The 16,631-nt window shown below is 75.4% G+C and carries 17 protein-coding genes; 9 read left to right on the plus strand and 8 right to left on the minus strand.

What is annotated here, in order from left to right; genetic code table 11:
* Positions 1-27 precede the first annotated feature (27 nt).
* From ACFPK1_RS00480 to ACFPK1_RS00495, 4 genes are read right to left on the minus strand one after another with little or no spacing between them, the layout of a single operon-like run.
* Positions 28-813 carry an ABC transporter ATP-binding protein gene (locus ACFPK1_RS00480; RefSeq protein ID WP_378018937.1) on the minus strand — a complete coding sequence of 262 codons (786 nt, stop codon included), beginning with the start codon at positions 811-813 and terminating at the stop codon, positions 28-30.
* A complete protein-coding gene (locus ACFPK1_RS00485; protein WP_378018938.1) occupies positions 810-1,835 on the minus strand; it encodes a FecCD family ABC transporter permease in 1,026 nt (341 codons plus the stop codon). The genes ACFPK1_RS00480 and ACFPK1_RS00485 overlap by 4 nt, the downstream gene beginning before the upstream one ends.
* The gene (locus ACFPK1_RS00490) at positions 1,832-2,863 is read right to left on the minus strand and encodes a FecCD family ABC transporter permease (RefSeq protein ID WP_378018939.1); all 1,032 of its coding nucleotides are present in this window, start codon (positions 2,861-2,863) and stop codon (positions 1,832-1,834) included. Before ACFPK1_RS00490 ends, ACFPK1_RS00485 begins: the two co-directional genes overlap by 4 nt.
* On the minus strand, positions 2,860-3,891 hold the full coding sequence (locus tag ACFPK1_RS00495) for an ABC transporter substrate-binding protein (RefSeq protein ID WP_378018940.1): 1,032 nt from the start codon (positions 3,889-3,891) through the stop codon (positions 2,860-2,862). Before ACFPK1_RS00495 ends, ACFPK1_RS00490 begins: the two co-directional genes overlap by 4 nt.
* 163 nt (positions 3,892-4,054) lie before the next feature.
* Between ACFPK1_RS00495 and ACFPK1_RS00500 the strand changes: the two genes are divergently transcribed.
* The 5 genes from ACFPK1_RS00500 (at position 4,055) to ACFPK1_RS00520 (ending at position 8,362) form a co-directional block, all read left to right on the plus strand.
* Complete coding sequence (locus tag ACFPK1_RS00500; protein ID WP_378018941.1) at positions 4,055-4,678, plus strand: SAM-dependent methyltransferase; 624 nt, start codon at positions 4,055-4,057, stop codon at positions 4,676-4,678.
* 102 nt (positions 4,679-4,780) lie between these two features.
* Positions 4,781-5,794, plus strand: a complete 1,014-nt coding sequence (locus ACFPK1_RS00505) for a permease (RefSeq protein ID WP_378018942.1) — start codon at positions 4,781-4,783, stop codon at positions 5,792-5,794.
* Positions 5,791-6,576 carry a TIGR03943 family putative permease subunit gene (locus ACFPK1_RS00510; protein WP_378018943.1) on the plus strand — a complete coding sequence of 262 codons (786 nt, stop codon included), beginning with the start codon at positions 5,791-5,793 and terminating at the stop codon, positions 6,574-6,576. Before ACFPK1_RS00505 ends, ACFPK1_RS00510 begins: the two co-directional genes overlap by 4 nt.
* 65 nt (positions 6,577-6,641) lie before the next feature.
* Positions 6,642-7,841 (plus strand): phosphoglycerate dehydrogenase, encoded by a 1,200-nt coding sequence (serA, locus tag ACFPK1_RS00515; protein ID WP_378018944.1) that lies wholly within the window; start codon positions 6,642-6,644, stop codon positions 7,839-7,841.
* Between the two features lie 83 nt (positions 7,842-7,924).
* Positions 7,925-8,362, plus strand: a complete 438-nt coding sequence (locus tag ACFPK1_RS00520) for an SRPBCC family protein (RefSeq protein ID WP_378018945.1) — start codon at positions 7,925-7,927, stop codon at positions 8,360-8,362.
* A gap of 25 nt (positions 8,363-8,387) precedes the next feature.
* On the opposite strand, the gene ACFPK1_RS00525 is transcribed toward ACFPK1_RS00520, so the two are convergent.
* Positions 8,388-9,326, minus strand: a complete 939-nt coding sequence (locus ACFPK1_RS00525) for a cyclase family protein (protein WP_378018946.1) — start codon at positions 9,324-9,326, stop codon at positions 8,388-8,390.
* A gap of 360 nt (positions 9,327-9,686) precedes the next feature.
* Here ACFPK1_RS00525 and ACFPK1_RS00530 point away from each other — a divergent pair, with 360 nt between their 5' ends.
* Genes ACFPK1_RS00530 through ACFPK1_RS00540 form a run of 3 tightly spaced genes read left to right on the plus strand, consistent with a single transcriptional unit; the run spans position 9,687 to position 13,004 of the window.
* Complete coding sequence (locus ACFPK1_RS00530; RefSeq protein ID WP_378018947.1) at positions 9,687-10,739, plus strand: thiamine pyrophosphate-dependent enzyme; 1,053 nt, start codon at positions 9,687-9,689, stop codon at positions 10,737-10,739.
* A 13-nt stretch (positions 10,740-10,752) separates the two neighbouring features.
* Positions 10,753-11,730, plus strand: coding sequence for an alpha-ketoacid dehydrogenase subunit beta (locus tag ACFPK1_RS00535; RefSeq protein ID WP_378018948.1), 978 nt, complete (start codon positions 10,753-10,755; stop codon positions 11,728-11,730).
* Positions 11,731-11,744: 14 nt separating this feature from the next.
* The gene (locus ACFPK1_RS00540; RefSeq protein ID WP_378018949.1) at positions 11,745-13,004 is read left to right on the plus strand and encodes a dihydrolipoamide acetyltransferase family protein; all 1,260 of its coding nucleotides are present in this window, start codon (positions 11,745-11,747) and stop codon (positions 13,002-13,004) included.
* Here ACFPK1_RS00540 and ACFPK1_RS00545 read toward each other — a convergent pair.
* The 3 genes from ACFPK1_RS00545 to ACFPK1_RS00555 all read right to left on the minus strand — a co-directional run bounded on the left by ACFPK1_RS00545 (position 12,990) and on the right by ACFPK1_RS00555 (position 15,881).
* Positions 12,990-13,490 carry an Lrp/AsnC family transcriptional regulator gene (locus tag ACFPK1_RS00545; protein ID WP_378018950.1) on the minus strand — a complete coding sequence of 167 codons (501 nt, stop codon included), beginning with the start codon at positions 13,488-13,490 and terminating at the stop codon, positions 12,990-12,992. The two genes, ACFPK1_RS00540 and ACFPK1_RS00545, sit on opposite strands and share 15 nt — an antisense overlap.
* A 61-nt stretch (positions 13,491-13,551) precedes the next feature.
* Positions 13,552-14,010, minus strand: a complete 459-nt coding sequence (locus tag ACFPK1_RS00550; RefSeq protein WP_378018951.1) for a hypothetical protein — start codon at positions 14,008-14,010, stop codon at positions 13,552-13,554.
* A 215-nt stretch (positions 14,011-14,225) separates the two neighbouring features.
* A complete protein-coding gene (locus ACFPK1_RS00555) occupies positions 14,226-15,881 on the minus strand; it encodes a CocE/NonD family hydrolase (protein ID WP_378018952.1) in 1,656 nt (551 codons plus the stop codon).
* A gap of 76 nt (positions 15,882-15,957) precedes the next feature.
* Between ACFPK1_RS00555 and ACFPK1_RS00560 the strand changes: the two genes are divergently transcribed.
* The gene (locus ACFPK1_RS00560; RefSeq protein WP_378018953.1) at positions 15,958-16,620 is read left to right on the plus strand and encodes a TetR/AcrR family transcriptional regulator; all 663 of its coding nucleotides are present in this window, start codon (positions 15,958-15,960) and stop codon (positions 16,618-16,620) included.
* Positions 16,621-16,631 lie beyond the last annotated feature (11 nt).

Consider the following 16,631-nt stretch of genomic DNA (forward strand, 5'->3'; position numbering starts at 1 on the left):
CGATCGTCCCGCCCGCGCGCCCACCCGTCACGGGCGACGCGGGCGCGGCAGCACGAGCGGGGTGCCGGTGAGGGGATCCTCGATCACGAGGGCGTCGACCCCGAACACGCTGGCGACGACGTCCTCGGTCACGACCTCGGCCGGCCGGCCCTCGGCGACGATCCGGCCGTCGTGCATCGCGATGACGTGGTGGGCGTAGCGCGCCGCGAGCTCGAGGTCGTGCAGCACCATCACCACGGTGCGCCCGTCGTCGGCGTTGATGCCCGCCAGCACCTCGAGCACGTCGAGCTGGTGGGCGAGGTCGAGGAACGACGTGGGCTCGTCGAGCAGCATCGTCTCCGGGCCCTGGGCCAGCACCAGCGCGATCCAGGCCCGCTGGCGCTGGCCACCGGAGAGCTCGGCGACCGGGCGGTCGGCGAGGTCGGTGAGCCCGGTGGCGGCCAGCGCCGCCTCGACCGCCGCCTCGTCCCGGGCCGACCACTGCCGGAACCACCGCTGGTGCGGGTGGCGACCCCGCCCGACCAGGTCGGCGACGGTGATCCCGTCGGGCGCGACCGGCGCCTGCGGCAGGACCCCGACCCGCCGGGCCACCTCGAGCGCCGGCAGCCGGGCGAGCTCGTCCCCGTCGAGGAGCACGTGACCGCCGGTCGGGCGCAGCAGCCCGGCCAGGCCCCGCAGCAGCGTGGACTTGCCGCACGCGTTCGGCCCGACGATGGCGGTGATCCGCCCCGCCGGCAGGCGGACGCTCTGTCCGTCGATCACCACACGGTCGGCGCCGTACCCGAGGCGCAGGTCCCGGCCGGAGAGGGTCATCCGCTCAGCCCGACCCGGTGGGCGCGCACGAGCAGGGCGATCAGCACCGGTGCGCCGACCAGCGCCGTCAGCACCCCGACGGGGAGCTCGCGGGGGGTGAACGCCGTGCGCGCGACGAGGTCGGTGGCGACCACGGTGAGGGCGCCGACCGCCGCCGAACCGAGCAGGCCGGGGCTGCGCCCGCCGAGCAGCCGGCGCACGATCTGCGGCGCGACCAGCGCGACGAACCCGATCGGGCCGCCGGCCGCCGTGGCGAACGCGGAGAGCCCGACCGCGCAGGCCAGCAGGGTCGCGCGGGCGCGCGCGATCCGCGGCGAGAGCGCCCGGGCGAGGTCGTCGCCGAGCTCCAGCAGCGCGAGGTGCCGCGAGAGCACCAGGGCCACCGGCAGCAGCAGGCCCAGGGCCACCGCCACCGGGACGAGGTCGGTCCAGCCTCGCCCGCTCAGGCTGCCGACCAGCCAGACCGCGGCCCGGTAGGCGGCGTTCACGTCGGCGCGGCCGAGCATGAAGGTCGCCGCGGCGCCGAGCATCGCGGCGATCCCGAGGCCGACCAGGACCAGGCGGTGGCCGGAGAACCCGCGTCGGTGGGCCAGCGCGTAGACCGCCACCGCGGCGCTCGCGGCGCCGAGCAGCGCTCCCCCGGTGACCCCGAGCGCGGAGCCGCCACCCAGGATCACCAGGACCGCGCCGGCCGAGGCGCCCGCGTTGATGCCGATGACGTCGGGGCTCACCAGCGGGTTGCGCGCGGTGCGCTGCAGCACCGCGCCGGCGACACCGAAGGCCGCGCCGACGAGCAGGCCCGCCACCGCCCGGGGCAGCCGGTCGAGCACGACGATGTCGTAGGTGACGACCGTGCCGTGCCCGGCGAGCGCCCCGAGGACGGTCGCGAGCGACATCGGGTACTGACCCACCGCGACCCCGCCGAGCGCCACCGCCGCGGCCACGACACCGGCGAGCAGGCCGACCGCCGCCCCGCGGACCCGGACGCGGGCCGAGAACCCGCCGCGGCGCAGGACGATCACAGCGCCGCCACCCTCCGGGTGCGGACCAGGTGCAGGAAGAACGGTCCGCCGACGACGGCCGCGGTGACGCCGATCTGGACCTCCTCGGGCGCGATCGCCACGCGACCGAGGACGTCGGCGAGCAGCACGACGCCCGCGGCCAGCAGCGCGGCGAGGACGAGCACCCGGCGGTGGGCCGTCCCGACGAGCGCGCGGGCCGCGTGCGGGGCGACCAGCCCCACGAACGCGACGGGGCCGGCGACGGCGGTCGCCGTCCCCGCCAGCACGACGAGCGCGGCCAGTCCCAGCGCCCGCGTCGTCCCGGGCCGTGCGCCGAGGGCCTGCGCGGTGTCGTCGCCGAGCGCGACGGCGTCGAGGCGGCGGACGAGCGCGACGGCCAGCAGGACGCCGACGACGGCGAACGGCACGGCCTGGCCGACCGTGGCCAGGTCCGCCCGCGCCAGCGAGCCGAGGACCCAGTACCGGAAGCGCGCGAACAGGTCCCGGTCGAGCAGGACGACCGCCGAGACCGCCGACGTGATCAGCGCCGACACCGCCGCACCGGCCAGCGCGAGCTTGACCGGGGTGGCGCCGTCCCGGCCCGCGGTGCCGATCGCGTACACGGCCACCGTAGCCAGCGCGCCGCCGGCGAAGCCGAACCAGACGTAGCCGCCGAGCGCGCCGAGTCCCGTCAGCGACATCGCGGCGATCATCGCCCCGGCCGCTCCCGCGGTGACGCCGAGCGTGCCGGGGCCGGCCAGCGGGTTGCGGGTGACGCCCTGGGCGACGCAGCCGGCGAGGCCGAGGCAGGCGCCGGCGATCAGGCCGGCCAGGGTCCGCGGCACCCGGACGTGGCGCACGACGATGTCCGTCGGCCGGCCGGCGAAGTGCCGGAGCCCGTCGTGCAGCTCGCCCCAGGACAGGGGCCGGCTGCCGACCTTGAGCGACGCCACGGTCGCGACGGCGACGAGGACCGCGGCCAGCACGATCGCCGGAGCCGCGCCGACCGGTGCCCGGCGGCGACCCGTGACGGCCGCCGTCGTCGTCATCGCGGGTGCACGAGGCCGGCGACCTGCTCCGCCGCGTACGGCGCCCGGACCCCGGCCGCACGGTCCTCGAACAGGAACGGGAACACCCGCCCCTCCTGCACCGCCCGGGTGCCGCTCAGCGCCGGGTCGGCGCGGATCCGCGCGACGTCCGCCGCGCCGTCCGGGCCGATCGTGGCGGGGTCGCAGCACGTGGACGTGAGGATGACGTCCGGGTCGCGCGCCGCCAGCTCCTCCTTGCTCACCGCGACGTGACGTCGCTCGGTCAGGTCGCCGAAGGCGTTCCGCGCCCCGGCCATGGCGAGCACCTGGGTGCCGAAGTCGATGCCCGAGGCGACCCGGTAGCTGCCGTCGTCGTCGTTCAGCAGGATCGCGACCCGCGGTGCGGGCCGGCCCGCCACACGCCCGGCCACGTCGGCCACCCGTCGCTGCAGGTCGGCCACGACGGCGTCCGCCCGGTCGGGGACGGCGAACAGGCGGCCGAGACCCCGCAGGTCGTCGTAGACCGTGTCCATCGAGACCCGCGCCGGATCGATCGCCTCGTCGGACAGGCCGTCCTGCGTCGGGCACAGCGGCGCGGTGATCCAGGTGGCGATGCCGAGCCGGCCCAGGTCCCCGCGGGTGCTGATGCTCTCCGACCCGCCGGTGGCGAAGGCGTTGTTGAACCCGGCGAGCACGAAGTCGGGGTCGGTCGCGAGCAGTGCCTCGCGGGAGGGCAGGTCGGGCAGGTTCGGGACCCGGGCCTGCGCCTCGGCGTGCTGGGGCAGCACGGGCGCCCCGTGGTACGAGGTGCCGACGAGGCGGTCCGAGAGCCCGAGCGCGTGCACCGCCTCCGCGGCCGGCTGGTACAGCGCGTAGACCCGCTGCGGAGGTCCCGGGACGCTCACCGGCAGGCCGCAGTTGACCTCGGTGATCCCGCCCGGCCCGGCCGGCTCGGGTGCCGGCCGCCCGCCGCACCCGGCCAGGACGACTGTCCCCACGAGGACGACGGCCGCCCACCGCACCCGCCGACGACCGGACGAACGCACCATTCCGGACCTCCTCGTGATCGACCCGCAGTCTGCAACACCTCAGCACCTGCTGAAGTGATGAATGATGTGCCCTGCGACATACCGTATCGGCCGGGCCGCGATCGACTTGCTGTTCCGGCAAGAAGGCGAGCCGTCCGGGCGGGCGCCGGGCCACGGTGGGGGCATGACCGATGCCGTGCAGTTCTGGGACGAGCGTTACCGGCAGTACGAGGGCCCGTGGGGCCTGCGACCCAACCCGCTGCTCGTGGAGGTCGCCGACGCCCTGCCGCCGGGCGCGGCGCTGGACCTCGGCTGCGGGACCGGCGGCGACGCCGTGTGGCTGGCCCGCCGGGGATGGCGGGTCACGGCCGTCGACATCGCCGCGAGCGCCGTCGCCGGACTGCGCGAGCACGCGGCGGCGACCGGGCTCGGCGACCGGATCACCCCCGAGCGCCACGAGCTCCCGCGCACCTTCCCGGCGGGCGAGTTCGACCTGGTCACCGCCCAGTACTTCCACTCGGTGGTCGACTTCGCCCGCGCCGAGGTCCTGCGCGCCGCGGCCCGCGCGCTGCGCCCCGGCGGCCTGCTCCTGGTCGTCGACCACGGCTCGATCGCCCCCTGGTCGTGGAACCAGGACCCCGACACGCACTTCCCCACCCCCGACGAGGTCGCCGCCGAGCTCGACCTCGACCCGGCGCGCTGGCCGGTCGTGCGCCGGGACATGCCGCGCCGCGAGGCCGTCGGGCCGCACGGCGAGGTCGCCACCGTCACCGACAACGTCCTGCTGCTCCGACGCGCGCCCGACTGAGCACCGTCCGTCCCGCCGACGGGCCGCGTGCCCGGTTCGGGGTCACCGGATCGCCGGTCCTGCCCGTCGTGCCTGCGACGGACGGTGCCAAGCTCGGGTCCCGTGACGACGCGCCACGACCCCGGCTCCGCGCCGGCGGACGCGGACCACGGCCGCGCCGCCCTGCTGCCCGCGGCCGGGCTGCTGCTGGCCGTCTGCGTCGCGATGCTGGTCGGACGCGAGATCTGGGCCGTCGCCGTCGGCGACGACCTGCGGATCGCGACCTGGGCGACGCTGTTCGCGGCCGTGGTGCTGCAGGCGCTGCCGTTCCTCGCGCTCGGGGTGCTCGTGGCCGCGATGATCTCGGCGTTCGTCTCCCCGGACCTGGTCCGGCGCACGCTCGGGGGACGCACGTGGCTGGCGGTGCCGCTGGCGACCGGGGCCGGCGCCGCCCTGCCCGGGTGCGAGTGCGGGTCCGTGCCGGTCGCGGCGCGGCTGATGTCGCGGGGGGTCCGGCCGCCGGCGGCGGTGGCCTTCATGCTCTCGTCGCCGGCGGTCAACCCGGTCGTGGTGGTCGCGACCGCGGTCGCCTTCCCGGGACGGCCGGCCATGGTGCTTGCCCGCGTGGTCGCCTCGGCCGCCCTGGCGCTCGTCGTCGGGTTCCTGTGGACCCGCGTCGCCGGGGCACCCGACCTTGCCCCCGGCCCGCCCGACCCCCCGCCGGACGGGGAGCCCTCCCGCGGCCGCGAGGTCCTCCTGACCGCGCGGCACGCCCTCCTGCAGGCCGGCGGGTTCCTGGTCGTCGGCGCCGCGATCAGCGCCACGCTGACGATGGCCGTCCCGCCGGAGTGGACCCAGGCGCTGGCCGGCGTGCCGGTGCTCTCGGTCGTGGTCCTCGGGGTGCTCGCGGTGCTGCTCGCGGTGTGCTCGGAGGCCGACGCCTTCATCGCCTCGGGTCTCACGGCCTTCTCCCCGACCGCCCAGCTCGCGTTCATGGTCGTCGGGCCGGCCGTCGACGTGAAGCTGACCAGCCTCCACGTCGGCACCTTCGGGCCCGGGTTCGCCGCGCGCTTCGCCCCGCTGACGTTCGTCGTGGCGATCGCCGCGGTCCTCGTCGTGGGCGGGGTGCTGCTGTGAGGGGCGCGGTCGGTGCCGCCGTGCTCGTGGCCCTCGGGGGCGCGGTGCTCACCCTGACGCTGTCCGGGGAGTACCTGGACTACGTCCGCGCGACCCACCGCCCCTGGCTGCTGGTCACCGCGGCCGGGCTCGTCGTGCTGGGCCTGGCCTGCCTGTTCGTGCGCGACGACCCCCACCCCGAGCCGTCCCACCCCGGGCCGTCCCGTCCCCGGCGGCACACCCACGGGCCCCTCGCCGCGTCCCCCGCCGAGCTGGCCGCGGCCCGCCGCACCGACCGGTCCCACGACCACCGGCGCGTCCCCGCCGTGGGGTGGCTGCTGTGCCTGCCGCTGCTGCTGGTCCTCGTCGTGACGCCGCCGCCCCTCGGCGCCCTCGCCGCCGGGCGCGCGGACCCGGCCGTGCCGCCGCCCCCGTCCGGCACCCGCTACGACGCCCTGCCGGCCGGGGACCCCGTCCCCCTCGCCGTCCACGACTACGCGGTCCGCGCCGCCTGGGACGCCGGGCGGACGCTCGCCGGGCGGACCGTGACGTTGACCGGCTTCGTCACCCCCGACGACGCCGGCGGCTGGTCGGTCTCGCGGGCCGTCATGACCTGCTGCGCCCTCGACGCCCGCAGCTACCTCGTCCACGTCGACGGCGACCCCACCCGCCGCGCGGCCGGCACCTGGGTCGAGGTCGTCGGGAACGTCGTGCCCGCCCCCGGCGGCAGCGCCCGCACCGCGGCCGTCCGCGCCGCGTCCGTGCGTCCCGTGCCGCGCCCGGCGAACCCGTACGAGGAGTAGGGCGGGGAGTGGCGGGCAGCACCGGCGCAGGCCCCGCCCGCGAGCGAGCGCCTACGCTGCCCGTCGTGAAAGCCCTGCTCCTGGAGAACATCCATCCGGTCGCGGCCGAGGCGCTCCGTTCCGCGGGCCTCGAGGTCGACGTGCGGTCGGCCTCGCTGAGCGGACCCGAGCTCGCGGACGCGCTGCCGGGGGTCTCCCTGCTGGGGATCCGGTCCAACACCACGATCACGCCCGAGGTGCTCGAGGCCGGCAAGGACCTCCTCGCGATCGGGTGCTTCTGCATCGGCACCAACCAGGTCGACCTCGCCGCCGCGGCCGAGCGCGGGGTCGCGGTGTTCAACGCCCCGTTCTCGAACACGCGCAGCGTCGTCGAGCTGGTGCTCGGCGAGATCATCGCGCTGGTCCGGCGGCTCCCGGAGAAGACCCAGCGCATGCACGAGGGCATCTGGGACAAGTCGGCGCGCGGCAGCCACGAGTTCCGCGGGCGCACCCTGGGCATCGTCGGCTACGGCAACATCGGCACCCAGCTGTCCAACATCGCCGAGGCCGTCGGCCTGCGCGTGATCTTCTACGACACCGCCGACCGCCTCGCCCACGGCAACGCCCGCAAGGTCGGCTCCCTGGAGGAGCTGCTGGGCGAGGCCGACGTCGTGAGCCTGCACGTCGACGGCCGCCCCGGGAACGCGGGGCTCTTCGGCGCGGAGCAGTTCGCGCAGATGAAGCCGCGCTCGATCTTCATCAACGCCTCGCGCGGCATGGTCATCGACGACGAGTCGCTGCGGGAGAACATCCTGTCCGGCCACCTCGCCGGCGCCGCGATCGACGTGTTCCCGATCGAGCCCAAGGCGCAGGGCGACACCTTCGAGTCGCCGCTGCGCGGGCTCGACAACGTCATCCTCACCCCGCACGTGGGCGGCTCCACGCAGGAGGCGCAGGAGGAGATCGGGCACTTCGTCGGCACGAAACTGCTGCAGTTCGTGGGCACCGGGGTCACCGCGCTGTCGGTGAACCTCCCGGAGGTCACCCTGCCCGCGGTCCCCACCGCCTTCCGGATGGGCTACCTGCACACCAACACCCCCGGGGTGCTGGCCCGCATCAACCAGCTCCTGCTCGACTGCGGCGCGAACGTGGTGAGCCAGGCGCTCTCGACGCGCGGCGAGCGCGGCTACGTCCTCACCGACACCGAGGCCGCGGTCCCCGAGGAGGCGCTCGCCGAGCTGCGCCGCTCGCCCGACACCGTGTGGCTGCGGACCTGGGGACCCTGACCTCCGCGGCTTCCGGGCCGCTCCCGCGGCGGAGTACCGTGCGGCGTCGTCGACGGTCGGCTCCCCGCACGGAGGGGTGCCCGATGCCCAGGTTCAGCTTCGAGCTCGACGTCCGCGATCCCCCGGAGCGGGTGATCGGTGCGATGGTCGACTTCTCGGACCGCCGCCCGGAGATCTGGCCGAACCTCACCGCACGCCTGTTCCGCGTGCACGCGCTGGGACCGGGCACCGCCGAGGTGACCGAGGGGACCGCGCTGCCCGGGGTGGACGTGTGGGAGCGCGTCGCCTACGAGTGGACCGACTCGGTCGTGCGCGGCGTGCTCCTCGACGGGAGGATCTTCCGACCGGGCGGCACGTTCGAGCTCCACGTGGCCCCGCACGGCGCGGGCACCCGGATCACCGAGCACTACGACCGGCGGTCGAAGGGCCTGCTCGGGCGCTGCCTCGGCGGCGTGTTCCAGGTCAGCGGCGGCGCGCCGATCAAGCGGTCCCTGCGCCGGGTCCACGGCGCGCCCCGCTGAGGGACGTCGCCGCGGACGGACCGGGTCAGAACGTCGCGATCGGGTTCACCGGGCTGCCGGACGTCCCGGCGAGACGGACCGGCGCGACGGCGAGGTGGAAGTCCCACTGGCCGAGCTCGGCCGCCGTCGCCGCGCACGCCTCCAGGTCGCAGTTGTCCAGCAGCCACAGGCCCATCGCCACGAGGCCGACGGCGTGGACCGGCATCAGCACGTCGTCGTAGCCCGACGGCTGGACGTCCTGCGGGGTGTCGGCACCGATCAGCGCGACCTCCCGCTCCTGCAGCCACGGCAGGCAGGACGCGTGCCAGCCGGCCTGGGTGACGCCCACGGCCGCCCCGGCCTCGCGGCGGGCCCGGCCGTGGCCGGTCCGCAGGAGCACCGCGTCGCCGGGCCGCACCCGGACACCCTGGCGGCGCTCGGCCTCCTCGAGGTCGTCGGGGACCACCCCCTGCCCCGGCGCCAGCCACGGCACGCCCCGCGCCTGGGCGACGTCGAGCAGGACACCGCGGGTGAGGATCCCGTCCGCCGCCGCCGTGACCGCCGCCCACGCCGACCCCGTCGCCGCGTCGACCACCGTGTGCGGGCGCCCGTTGTACGTCGCGCCGTCCCAGAAGAGGTGGCACGGCGAGTCGACGTGGGTGAGCGTGTTGCCGTGGAACGTCATGCCGAGGCGCTCGGACGAGAAGCCCCAGCGCCGGTCGCGGTGGAACGCGGCCACCGGCATGTCCTCGGCCCCCGGCATGTCGACGGCGCGCGGGCAGGTCGTCGTCGCGCGCTCCATGTCCTCCGGGGCCGCGACCTCCCACGCGCACGACACGCTCCGGCCGTGGCGCACCGCCCGCGCCGCCGCCAGCCGGACGGCGTCGGTGACGTGGTTCAGGGTGCCGCGCTCGTCGTCGTCGCCCCACCGCCCCCAGTTGGACAGCGTGCCGAAGTACCCGAGCACGTCGTCCTGGGTCGGCATCGGCCGTCCTGCCGTCATCGATCCCTCCGGTCGTGCGCGGTGCGGAGCACCGAGGTCCGCTCCTGATCGATCGTCAGTCGGTGCGGGCCGCACTCGTGGACGAGGGCGGGCATCGTCTCGCGATCCTCGTCGCCGATGTCGTACGGGAAGAGGCTCGCACGGGCCGGCGTCCGATACGATCCGAACGATCGATCAGTGACAGCATCTGTCCCAGCACGATCGGCCATGAAGGTGCGCGATCTTCTGGACAATCGTTCACCAGATGCTCGATGATGTGAGCACCCGAACGACACATCGGCGGTCTCGACCCCGCGGTCGACCCGGCCGCCCCTCACCACCACCCCCGGTAGAGGAGTCACGGTGACGCCCTTCCAGCTGCTCACCCCCGACGGCGAGCTGGCCGACGACCCGGCCGCCGCGATCGTCGACGCGGACCTGTGTCGCGGGCTCCACCGCGACATGGTCCTGGCCCGGCGCCTCGACGCGGAGGCCTACAACCTCCAGCGCCAGGGCGAGCTCGGGCTCTGGCTGCAGTCGTGGGGCCAGGAGGCCGCGCAGGTCGGGTCGATCCGGGCCCTGCGCGACACCGACTGGGTCTTCCCGTCCTACCGCGACCACGCCGCGGCGATGTGCCGCGGGATCGGGCCGGAGGAGCTGCTGGCCCAGTGGCGCGGGGTCCGCCACGGCGGGTGGGATCCGGCGCGGTACCGCTTCCACATCTACACCCTGGTGCTCGCCGCCCAGCTCCTGCACGCGGTCGGCTACGCGATGGGCGCCCAGCGCGACGGCGCCGACGAGGTCGTCATGACCTACTTCGGCGACGGGTCGAGCAGCGAGGGCGAGGCCGGCGAGGCGTTCAACTGGGCGGTGACGCGCGCGGCGCCGGTGCTGTTCTTCTGCCAGAACAACCAGTGGGCCATCTCGACGCCGACCACCGCGCAGTTCGGGGCGCCGCTGCACCGGCGCGCCGCCGGGTTCGGGCTGGCCACCCAGCTCGTCGACGGCAACGACGTCCTCGCCGTCCACGCGGCCACCGTCCGGGCCGTCGACGGGGTGCGCTCCGGGGAGGGCCCGGCGCTGATCGAGGCGGTCACCTACCGCATGGCCGGGCACTCCACCTCGGACGATCCCCGCCGCTACCGCAGCGACGCCGAGCTGGACCACTGGCGCACGCTCGACCCGATCGACCGACTGCGGCGCCTGCTCGACCGGCGCGAGTGGGCCGATCCGGGGTTCTTCACCGACCTCGACGCCGAGGCCGAGGACCTCGCCGCCGAGGTGCGCCGCGCCTGCCGGTCGATGCCCGACCCGGACGTCGACGCGATGTTCGCCCACACGCTGGCCGCCGAGACCCCGGCGCTGGCCGCCGAGCGCGCCGGCTACGCCGCGTACGCCGCCACGTTCGTCGACTGAGCCGGAGGACGTCGTGCTGACCCTGTCCCACGCCATCAACCGCGCCCTGCACCACGAGCTCGAGTCCGACCCCGCCGTCATGGTCATGGGGCAGGACGTCGGCCTCTCCGGCGGGGTGTTCCGGGTGACCGACGGCCTGCAGAAGGACTTCGGCGCCGACCGCGTCATCGACACCCCGCTGGCCGAGGCCGGGATCGTCGGCACGGCGATCGGGCTGGCCATGCGGGGCTACCGACCCGTGTGCGAGATCCAGTTCGACGGGTTCGTCTACCCCGCCTTCAGCCAGATCACCTCCCAGCTGGCGAAGCTCCACGCCCGCTCCGGGGGCCGGATCACCGTGCCGGTCGTCATCCGGATCCCGGTCTCCGGGGGCATCGGGGCGGTCGAGCACCACTCCGAGTCCAACGAGGCCTACTTCGCCCACACCGCCGGCCTGCGGGTGATGGCCGCGGCCACCCCGCAGGACGCGCACTGGATGCTGCGGCAGGCGATCGAGTGCGACGACCCGGTGATCTTCTTCGAGCCCAAGTGCCGGTACTGGTCCAAGGGCGAGGTCGCCGAGAGCGCCGACGACCCCCTGGTCCTGCCCGTCGACGCCGCCCGCACCGTCCGCGGGGGCACCGACCTGACCCTGCTGACGTGGGGCTCGATGGTCGAGACCTGCCTGTCCGCCGCGGCGGCCGCCGCGGAGGAGGGGCGCTCGCTCGAGGTCGTCGACCTGCGCTCGCTCTCCCCGATCGACACCGACACCCTCGTCGCGTCGGTGCGCCGGACCGGGCGGGCGGTCGTGGTGCACGAGGCCCCGACCTTCGGCGGCCTGGGCGGCGAGGTCGCCGCGACGCTCGCCGAGCGCTGCTTCACCGCCCTCGAGGCCCCGGTGACGCGCGTCGGGGGGTTCAACGTCCCCTACCCGGCCGCCCGCCTCGAGGAGCACTACCGCCCCGACCTCGACCGCGTCCTCGACGCGGTCGACCGCACCCTCGACTTCTGATCCCGGAGCATCCCGTGAGCACCGAGACCTTCACGCTCCCCGACGTCGGGGAAGGGCTCACCGAGGCCGACATCCTGGCGTGGCACGTCGCGGTCGGCGACGAGGTCGCCGTCAACCAGGTGATCGTCGAGGTCGAGACCGCCAAGGCCGCCGTGGAGCTGCCCTGCCCCTTCGCGGGCACCGTCGCCGAGCTGCTCGTCGCGGAGGGCGAGACGGTCGCCGTCGGCTCGCCGATCATCGCCGTCACGGTGGGGGCGGACGAGCCGTCCCCGCAGCCCGCCACGGCCGAGGTGGAGGAGGCGGGCGGGGACGCCGGCAGCGGCAGCGTCCTCGTCGGCTACGGCACCAGCACCGCGCGCACCCAGCGGCGCCGTCGCCGGCCGGCCACGCCGGAGCCCGCGGCGGCGAGCCCGGGAACGAGACGACCCCCGGCCACTCCCCCGGTCCGCATGCTGGCCAAGGAGCTCGGGGTCGACCTCGCCGAGGTCGCCTTCGAGGGCGACCGCGTACGGCGCGAGGACGTCCGCCGGCACGTCGAGGCCACCACCGCGGCCACGACCGGGGCGCCGCCCGCCGACGAGCGCCGCGTGCCGATCAAGGGCGTGCGGAAGGCGACGGCGGCGGCGATGACCGCCAGCGCGTTCACCGCGCCGCACGTCACCGAGTTCGTCACCGTCGACGTCACCGCGATGACCGAGACCGTCGAGCGGCTGAAGGCCCACCCCGCCTTCGCCGACGTGCGGGTGACGCCGTTGCTGCTGGTCGCGCGGGCGCTGCTCTCGGCGGTGCGGCACTTCCCCGACATCAACGCCCGGTGGGACGAGGAGAACCAGGAGATCGTCCACCCGCGCGCGGTCAACCTCGGCATCGCCGCGGCCACGCCGCGCGGGCTGCTGGTGCCCAACATCAAGGACGCCGCGGCGCTCACCCTCGTCGACCTGGCCCGGTCGCTCGCCGAGCTCACCACCACCGCCCGCGAGGGGAGGACCACCCCGGAGCAGATGGCCGGCGGCACGATCACGATCACCAACGTTGGCGTGTTCGGGGTCGACGCGGCCACCCCGATCCTCAACCCGGGCGAGGCCGCGATCCTGTGCTTCGGCGCGGTACGGCGCCGGCCGTGGGAGTACCGGGGCGAGGTCGCGCTGCGCGAGGTCACGCAGCTGTCGCTGTCGTTCGACCACCGGCTGGTCGACGGCGAGCTCGGCTCCCGCGTCCTCGCCCGCGTCGCGGCGGTGCTCGCCGACCCGGCCGGCGAGCTACTCCTCGACTGACGCCTCGGCCGCCGCCGGGCGGTCGATCGCGACCCGCTGGCGCCGATCCAGGATGATCATCGTCTCGCTGTGCTGGAAGTCCGCCACCGACCACACGGCCCCGAGCAGCACCTCGCGCAGGTGGTGCTGGTCGCGCACGAGCATCGTCAGCACGAGATCCCAGCGGCCCGTCACGAGCTGGATCGCCTGGACCTCCTCGATGCCCCACAGCAGGTCGATGGTGTTCTCCACCGGGCTGCCCTGGCGCAGCTCGATGGCCACGAGCACCTCCAGGCCGAACCCCAGCGCCGACGGGTCGACGTCCAGGCTGAACCCGCGGATGACGCCGTGCTCCTGGAGCCGCTCGAGGCGCTCGCCGACCGCACCCGGGGACATCCCGATCGCGCGGGAGAGCTTGCGCGCCGACGCCCTGGGGTCGGCGCTGAGGAGACCGAGCAGCTGGCGGTCGACCTGGTCGACCCGCCGCGGTCCGTCGCGCTCGGCCATCCGCACCCACTCTCCGTTCGACGCAGCGTAGCCGTCACCGTCGCCGTCGAGGGCCGACCGGTCAGGCCTCCCGGGCTCCTCGCCGTCCGGACGAGGTGCCCGGCTCCCCGTGGTCCGCTCCCGGGTGTCGCAACGACCTCCGCGCGCCGACCCTCTTGCTGTGCAGCAGCGCCGCGTCCAGACGCCGGTACGCGCCCTCGGGGTCCTCGACCTCGACGACGACGCGGTGGAACGGCCGTCCACTGAGGTAGACGACCACCACGCGACCGCCCCGCCGCACGCTCCAGAGCTGCCGGCGCTCGCCGATCCCCCAGGACCCGACCCGGGCCCGCCGGAGCCACGACCACCCCGGGCAGGCGAGGTGGGGGCTCGAGGCCACGGCGTCCGCGCGCGTCAGGACCCGCGTCCCCAGCACCCGCTCGAAGGGGACGAAGAGCTCTCGCCGGCCACCGGTCACGAGGTCGATCCCGGAGAACCGCAGCCTGAAGCCGGTCGACTCGACGTCGACATGAACCGTCATCCGGCACCTTCGGTGTCAGGGACAGGCCGAGCGCCTGCCCGCGAGGACCACCCCCACGGGCTCGAAGGGCGGACCGGTTCGCCACCGTGTCGCCGCGCGACGACCCGGGGTTACCGGTCCGGGCGATGTCCGCGTCAGATTGCGCTGCTCGGGGCCCTGCTCCCGCTCATCCGGACGCTTGGCCACGCCCGCGCGCGATGGCGCCGGTGCCGAGCTCACCGCCACGGGGCGAGGGGCACGCTCAGGGTGCTGTCGTGGTCGCCACCGGTGTGCAGGACGCAGGTGCCGCGGGCGCTGGGCCGGTAGCCGGCGGGGAACTGGCCGGTCAGCGGGTTGCGGGCCTGGAGCCAATGCCCTCGCAGGTCGAGGCGCAGCACCTCACCGGCCCGGAAGAGGGTGGCCGAGGGCAGCAGCGCGATCTCGACGGGCACGATCTCGCCCGGTGCGAGGGGCTCCTCGTCGGTGTGGGCGTGCACGGGTCGCCCGGGCTCCGACAGGGCCGGGTCGAGGCGGCGGTGCGAGGCGCGGAGCATGCCGTGGGTGACCGTGTCGCCGCGGAAACCGTAGGAGCCCTCGAACCCGACGTCCCGGCCGTCGCGTTCCTTGCTCACCCCGACGAACAGCGACACGTCGCCGCCCCGGGGCAGCGACACCCAGAGGTTGGCGCACATCGGGCCGACGAGCTCGATGTCGGTGTCGATGTGCCAGCGGAACGAGAGCCCGGCGCCGCGGGTCCGCCAGGACATCTCGGTGGGTTCGCCGGGGCCGATCTCGGACAGCGCGCGGTGGGTGGTGTCGAGGTGCAGCCGGCGGTACGTGGTGCCGGGCGGGGGCCAGTCGGCGACCTGGTGCACGGAGCTGACGGTGTCGGTGTCCTCGCGGACCTCGACCCGCACGCGCGGTCGCCCGAGGACGCCGGTGTCCTGGTCGCGCAGGAAGTGGTCGAAGAACTCGGCCTGGACCGCGAGGGCCTCGGGCGAGTAGTAGGTGGCCCACTTGGGTCCGCGGTGGGTGTAGAGCCACTTGTGCTCCGAGGAGATGCGCCGGAAGCCCTCGAACGACCCGCGCGTGTGCAGGTCGTGATCGGAGAAGCTGCCGCACACCAGCGCCGGGACGTCGATCTTCTCGATGTCGCGGGCACGCGCGGCCCACCAGGCGTCGTGCAGCGGCCGGCGCTTCTGCTCGTGGCGGAACGTCACCGGCTTGCCGCTCGCCAGCCGCAGCATCGTGGTCCACATGACCGCGAAACCGTCCTCGCGGACGCCGCCGGGACGGGCGAAGTCGCGGTAGGCGTCGGTGAACCCCTCCCAGGGGCAGATCGCCGCGAGGTGCGGGGGCCGTTCGGCCGCGACCGCCCACTGCGAGATCGCCAGGTAGGACACGCCGGTCATCCCGACCCGGCCGGTGCTCCAGGACTGCGCCGCGGCCCACTCGACGAGGTCGTGCCCGTCGCGGCCCTCCTGCGCGGAGAACAGCTCCCCCTCGCCCTCCGAGCGGCCCCACCCGCGCAGGTCGGCGTTGATCACGGCGTACCCGCGCGCCACCCAGTGGGCGGGGTCGGGGGCCTCCCAGCCGGTCCACGCGGAGTGCGAGATCGGCCTGCTCTGGGTGAGCACGCGGTACTGGCGGGGGATGCCCCAGCCGTGGCGGCGCCTCGGCGGGGTGTTGTCCTTGCCGTACGGGTGCGCGCACAGCAGCACCGCGACCGGCTCGTCGGTGGCCGGCCGGAACACGTCGACCCGCAGTCGCACCCCGTCGCGCATCGGCACCGCGACGTCGCGCTCGACGACCACGCCCTCGTCGGGCGGAGCGGTGATGGTGACCAGGGGACGGATCCGCCGCGCGAGCCGCTCCCGGACCAGGTGGGCCACGGTGTCCTCCTCGAGCCGTCTGCTTTAGAATGTCACTCTAAACCTCGTTCCGTCGTCGACGGGAAGGGCTGGACGGGTGACGACACGGCAGAAACGGGTCGGCGAGGCGAGCCGGGCGGCCACCCGACGGCGGCTGGTCGACGCCGCCGCGCAGGAGTTCCGCGAGGGCGGGTACACCGCCACCACCATCACCGCCCTCGCCCGCCGCGGTGGCGTGTCGGTGCAGACGCTCTACCTGGCCGTCGGCGGGAAGCCCGCGCTGCTGCGCGCGGTGCTCGAGCAGGCCCTGGCCCCGCCGGACGCGGCGGTCGGGAGCACGCCCGGCGACGGGTCCGACGAGGGCTACCGACGGCAGCTGCGCTCGGACGCCGCCGAGTCGCACGGGGGTTCCGACGACCCCGGCGCCCGGCTCCGGGCCATCGTCCACGTCTACCGGCTCCTGGCCGAACGGGCGGCGCCCTGGTGGCGGCTCTACCGCGACGCCGCGGCGAGCGAGCCCGAGATCGCCGCGGACTGGGCCGAGCTGCACCGCCGCCGCCGCGGCACGCTCGCCGCCCTGCTCGAGGACGTGCCGGACGGCGCCCTGCGGCCGGGACTCGGCCGCGACGCCGCCGTCGACACCCTCTGGGCCGTCGCCTCCCCCGAGACCCACGACCTGCTCGTCGATCGCCTCGGGTACACCCCCGAGGGCTACGAGGACTGGCTCGTCGCGACCTTGACCGCCGCGCTCCTGCGGTGAGGTCCCGCCGT

Origin of the sequence: Actinomycetospora rhizophila, assembly GCF_042657905.1 — a bacterium.
GTDB classification, from domain to species: Bacteria; Actinomycetota; Actinomycetes; order Mycobacteriales; family Pseudonocardiaceae; genus Actinomycetospora; species Actinomycetospora rhizophila.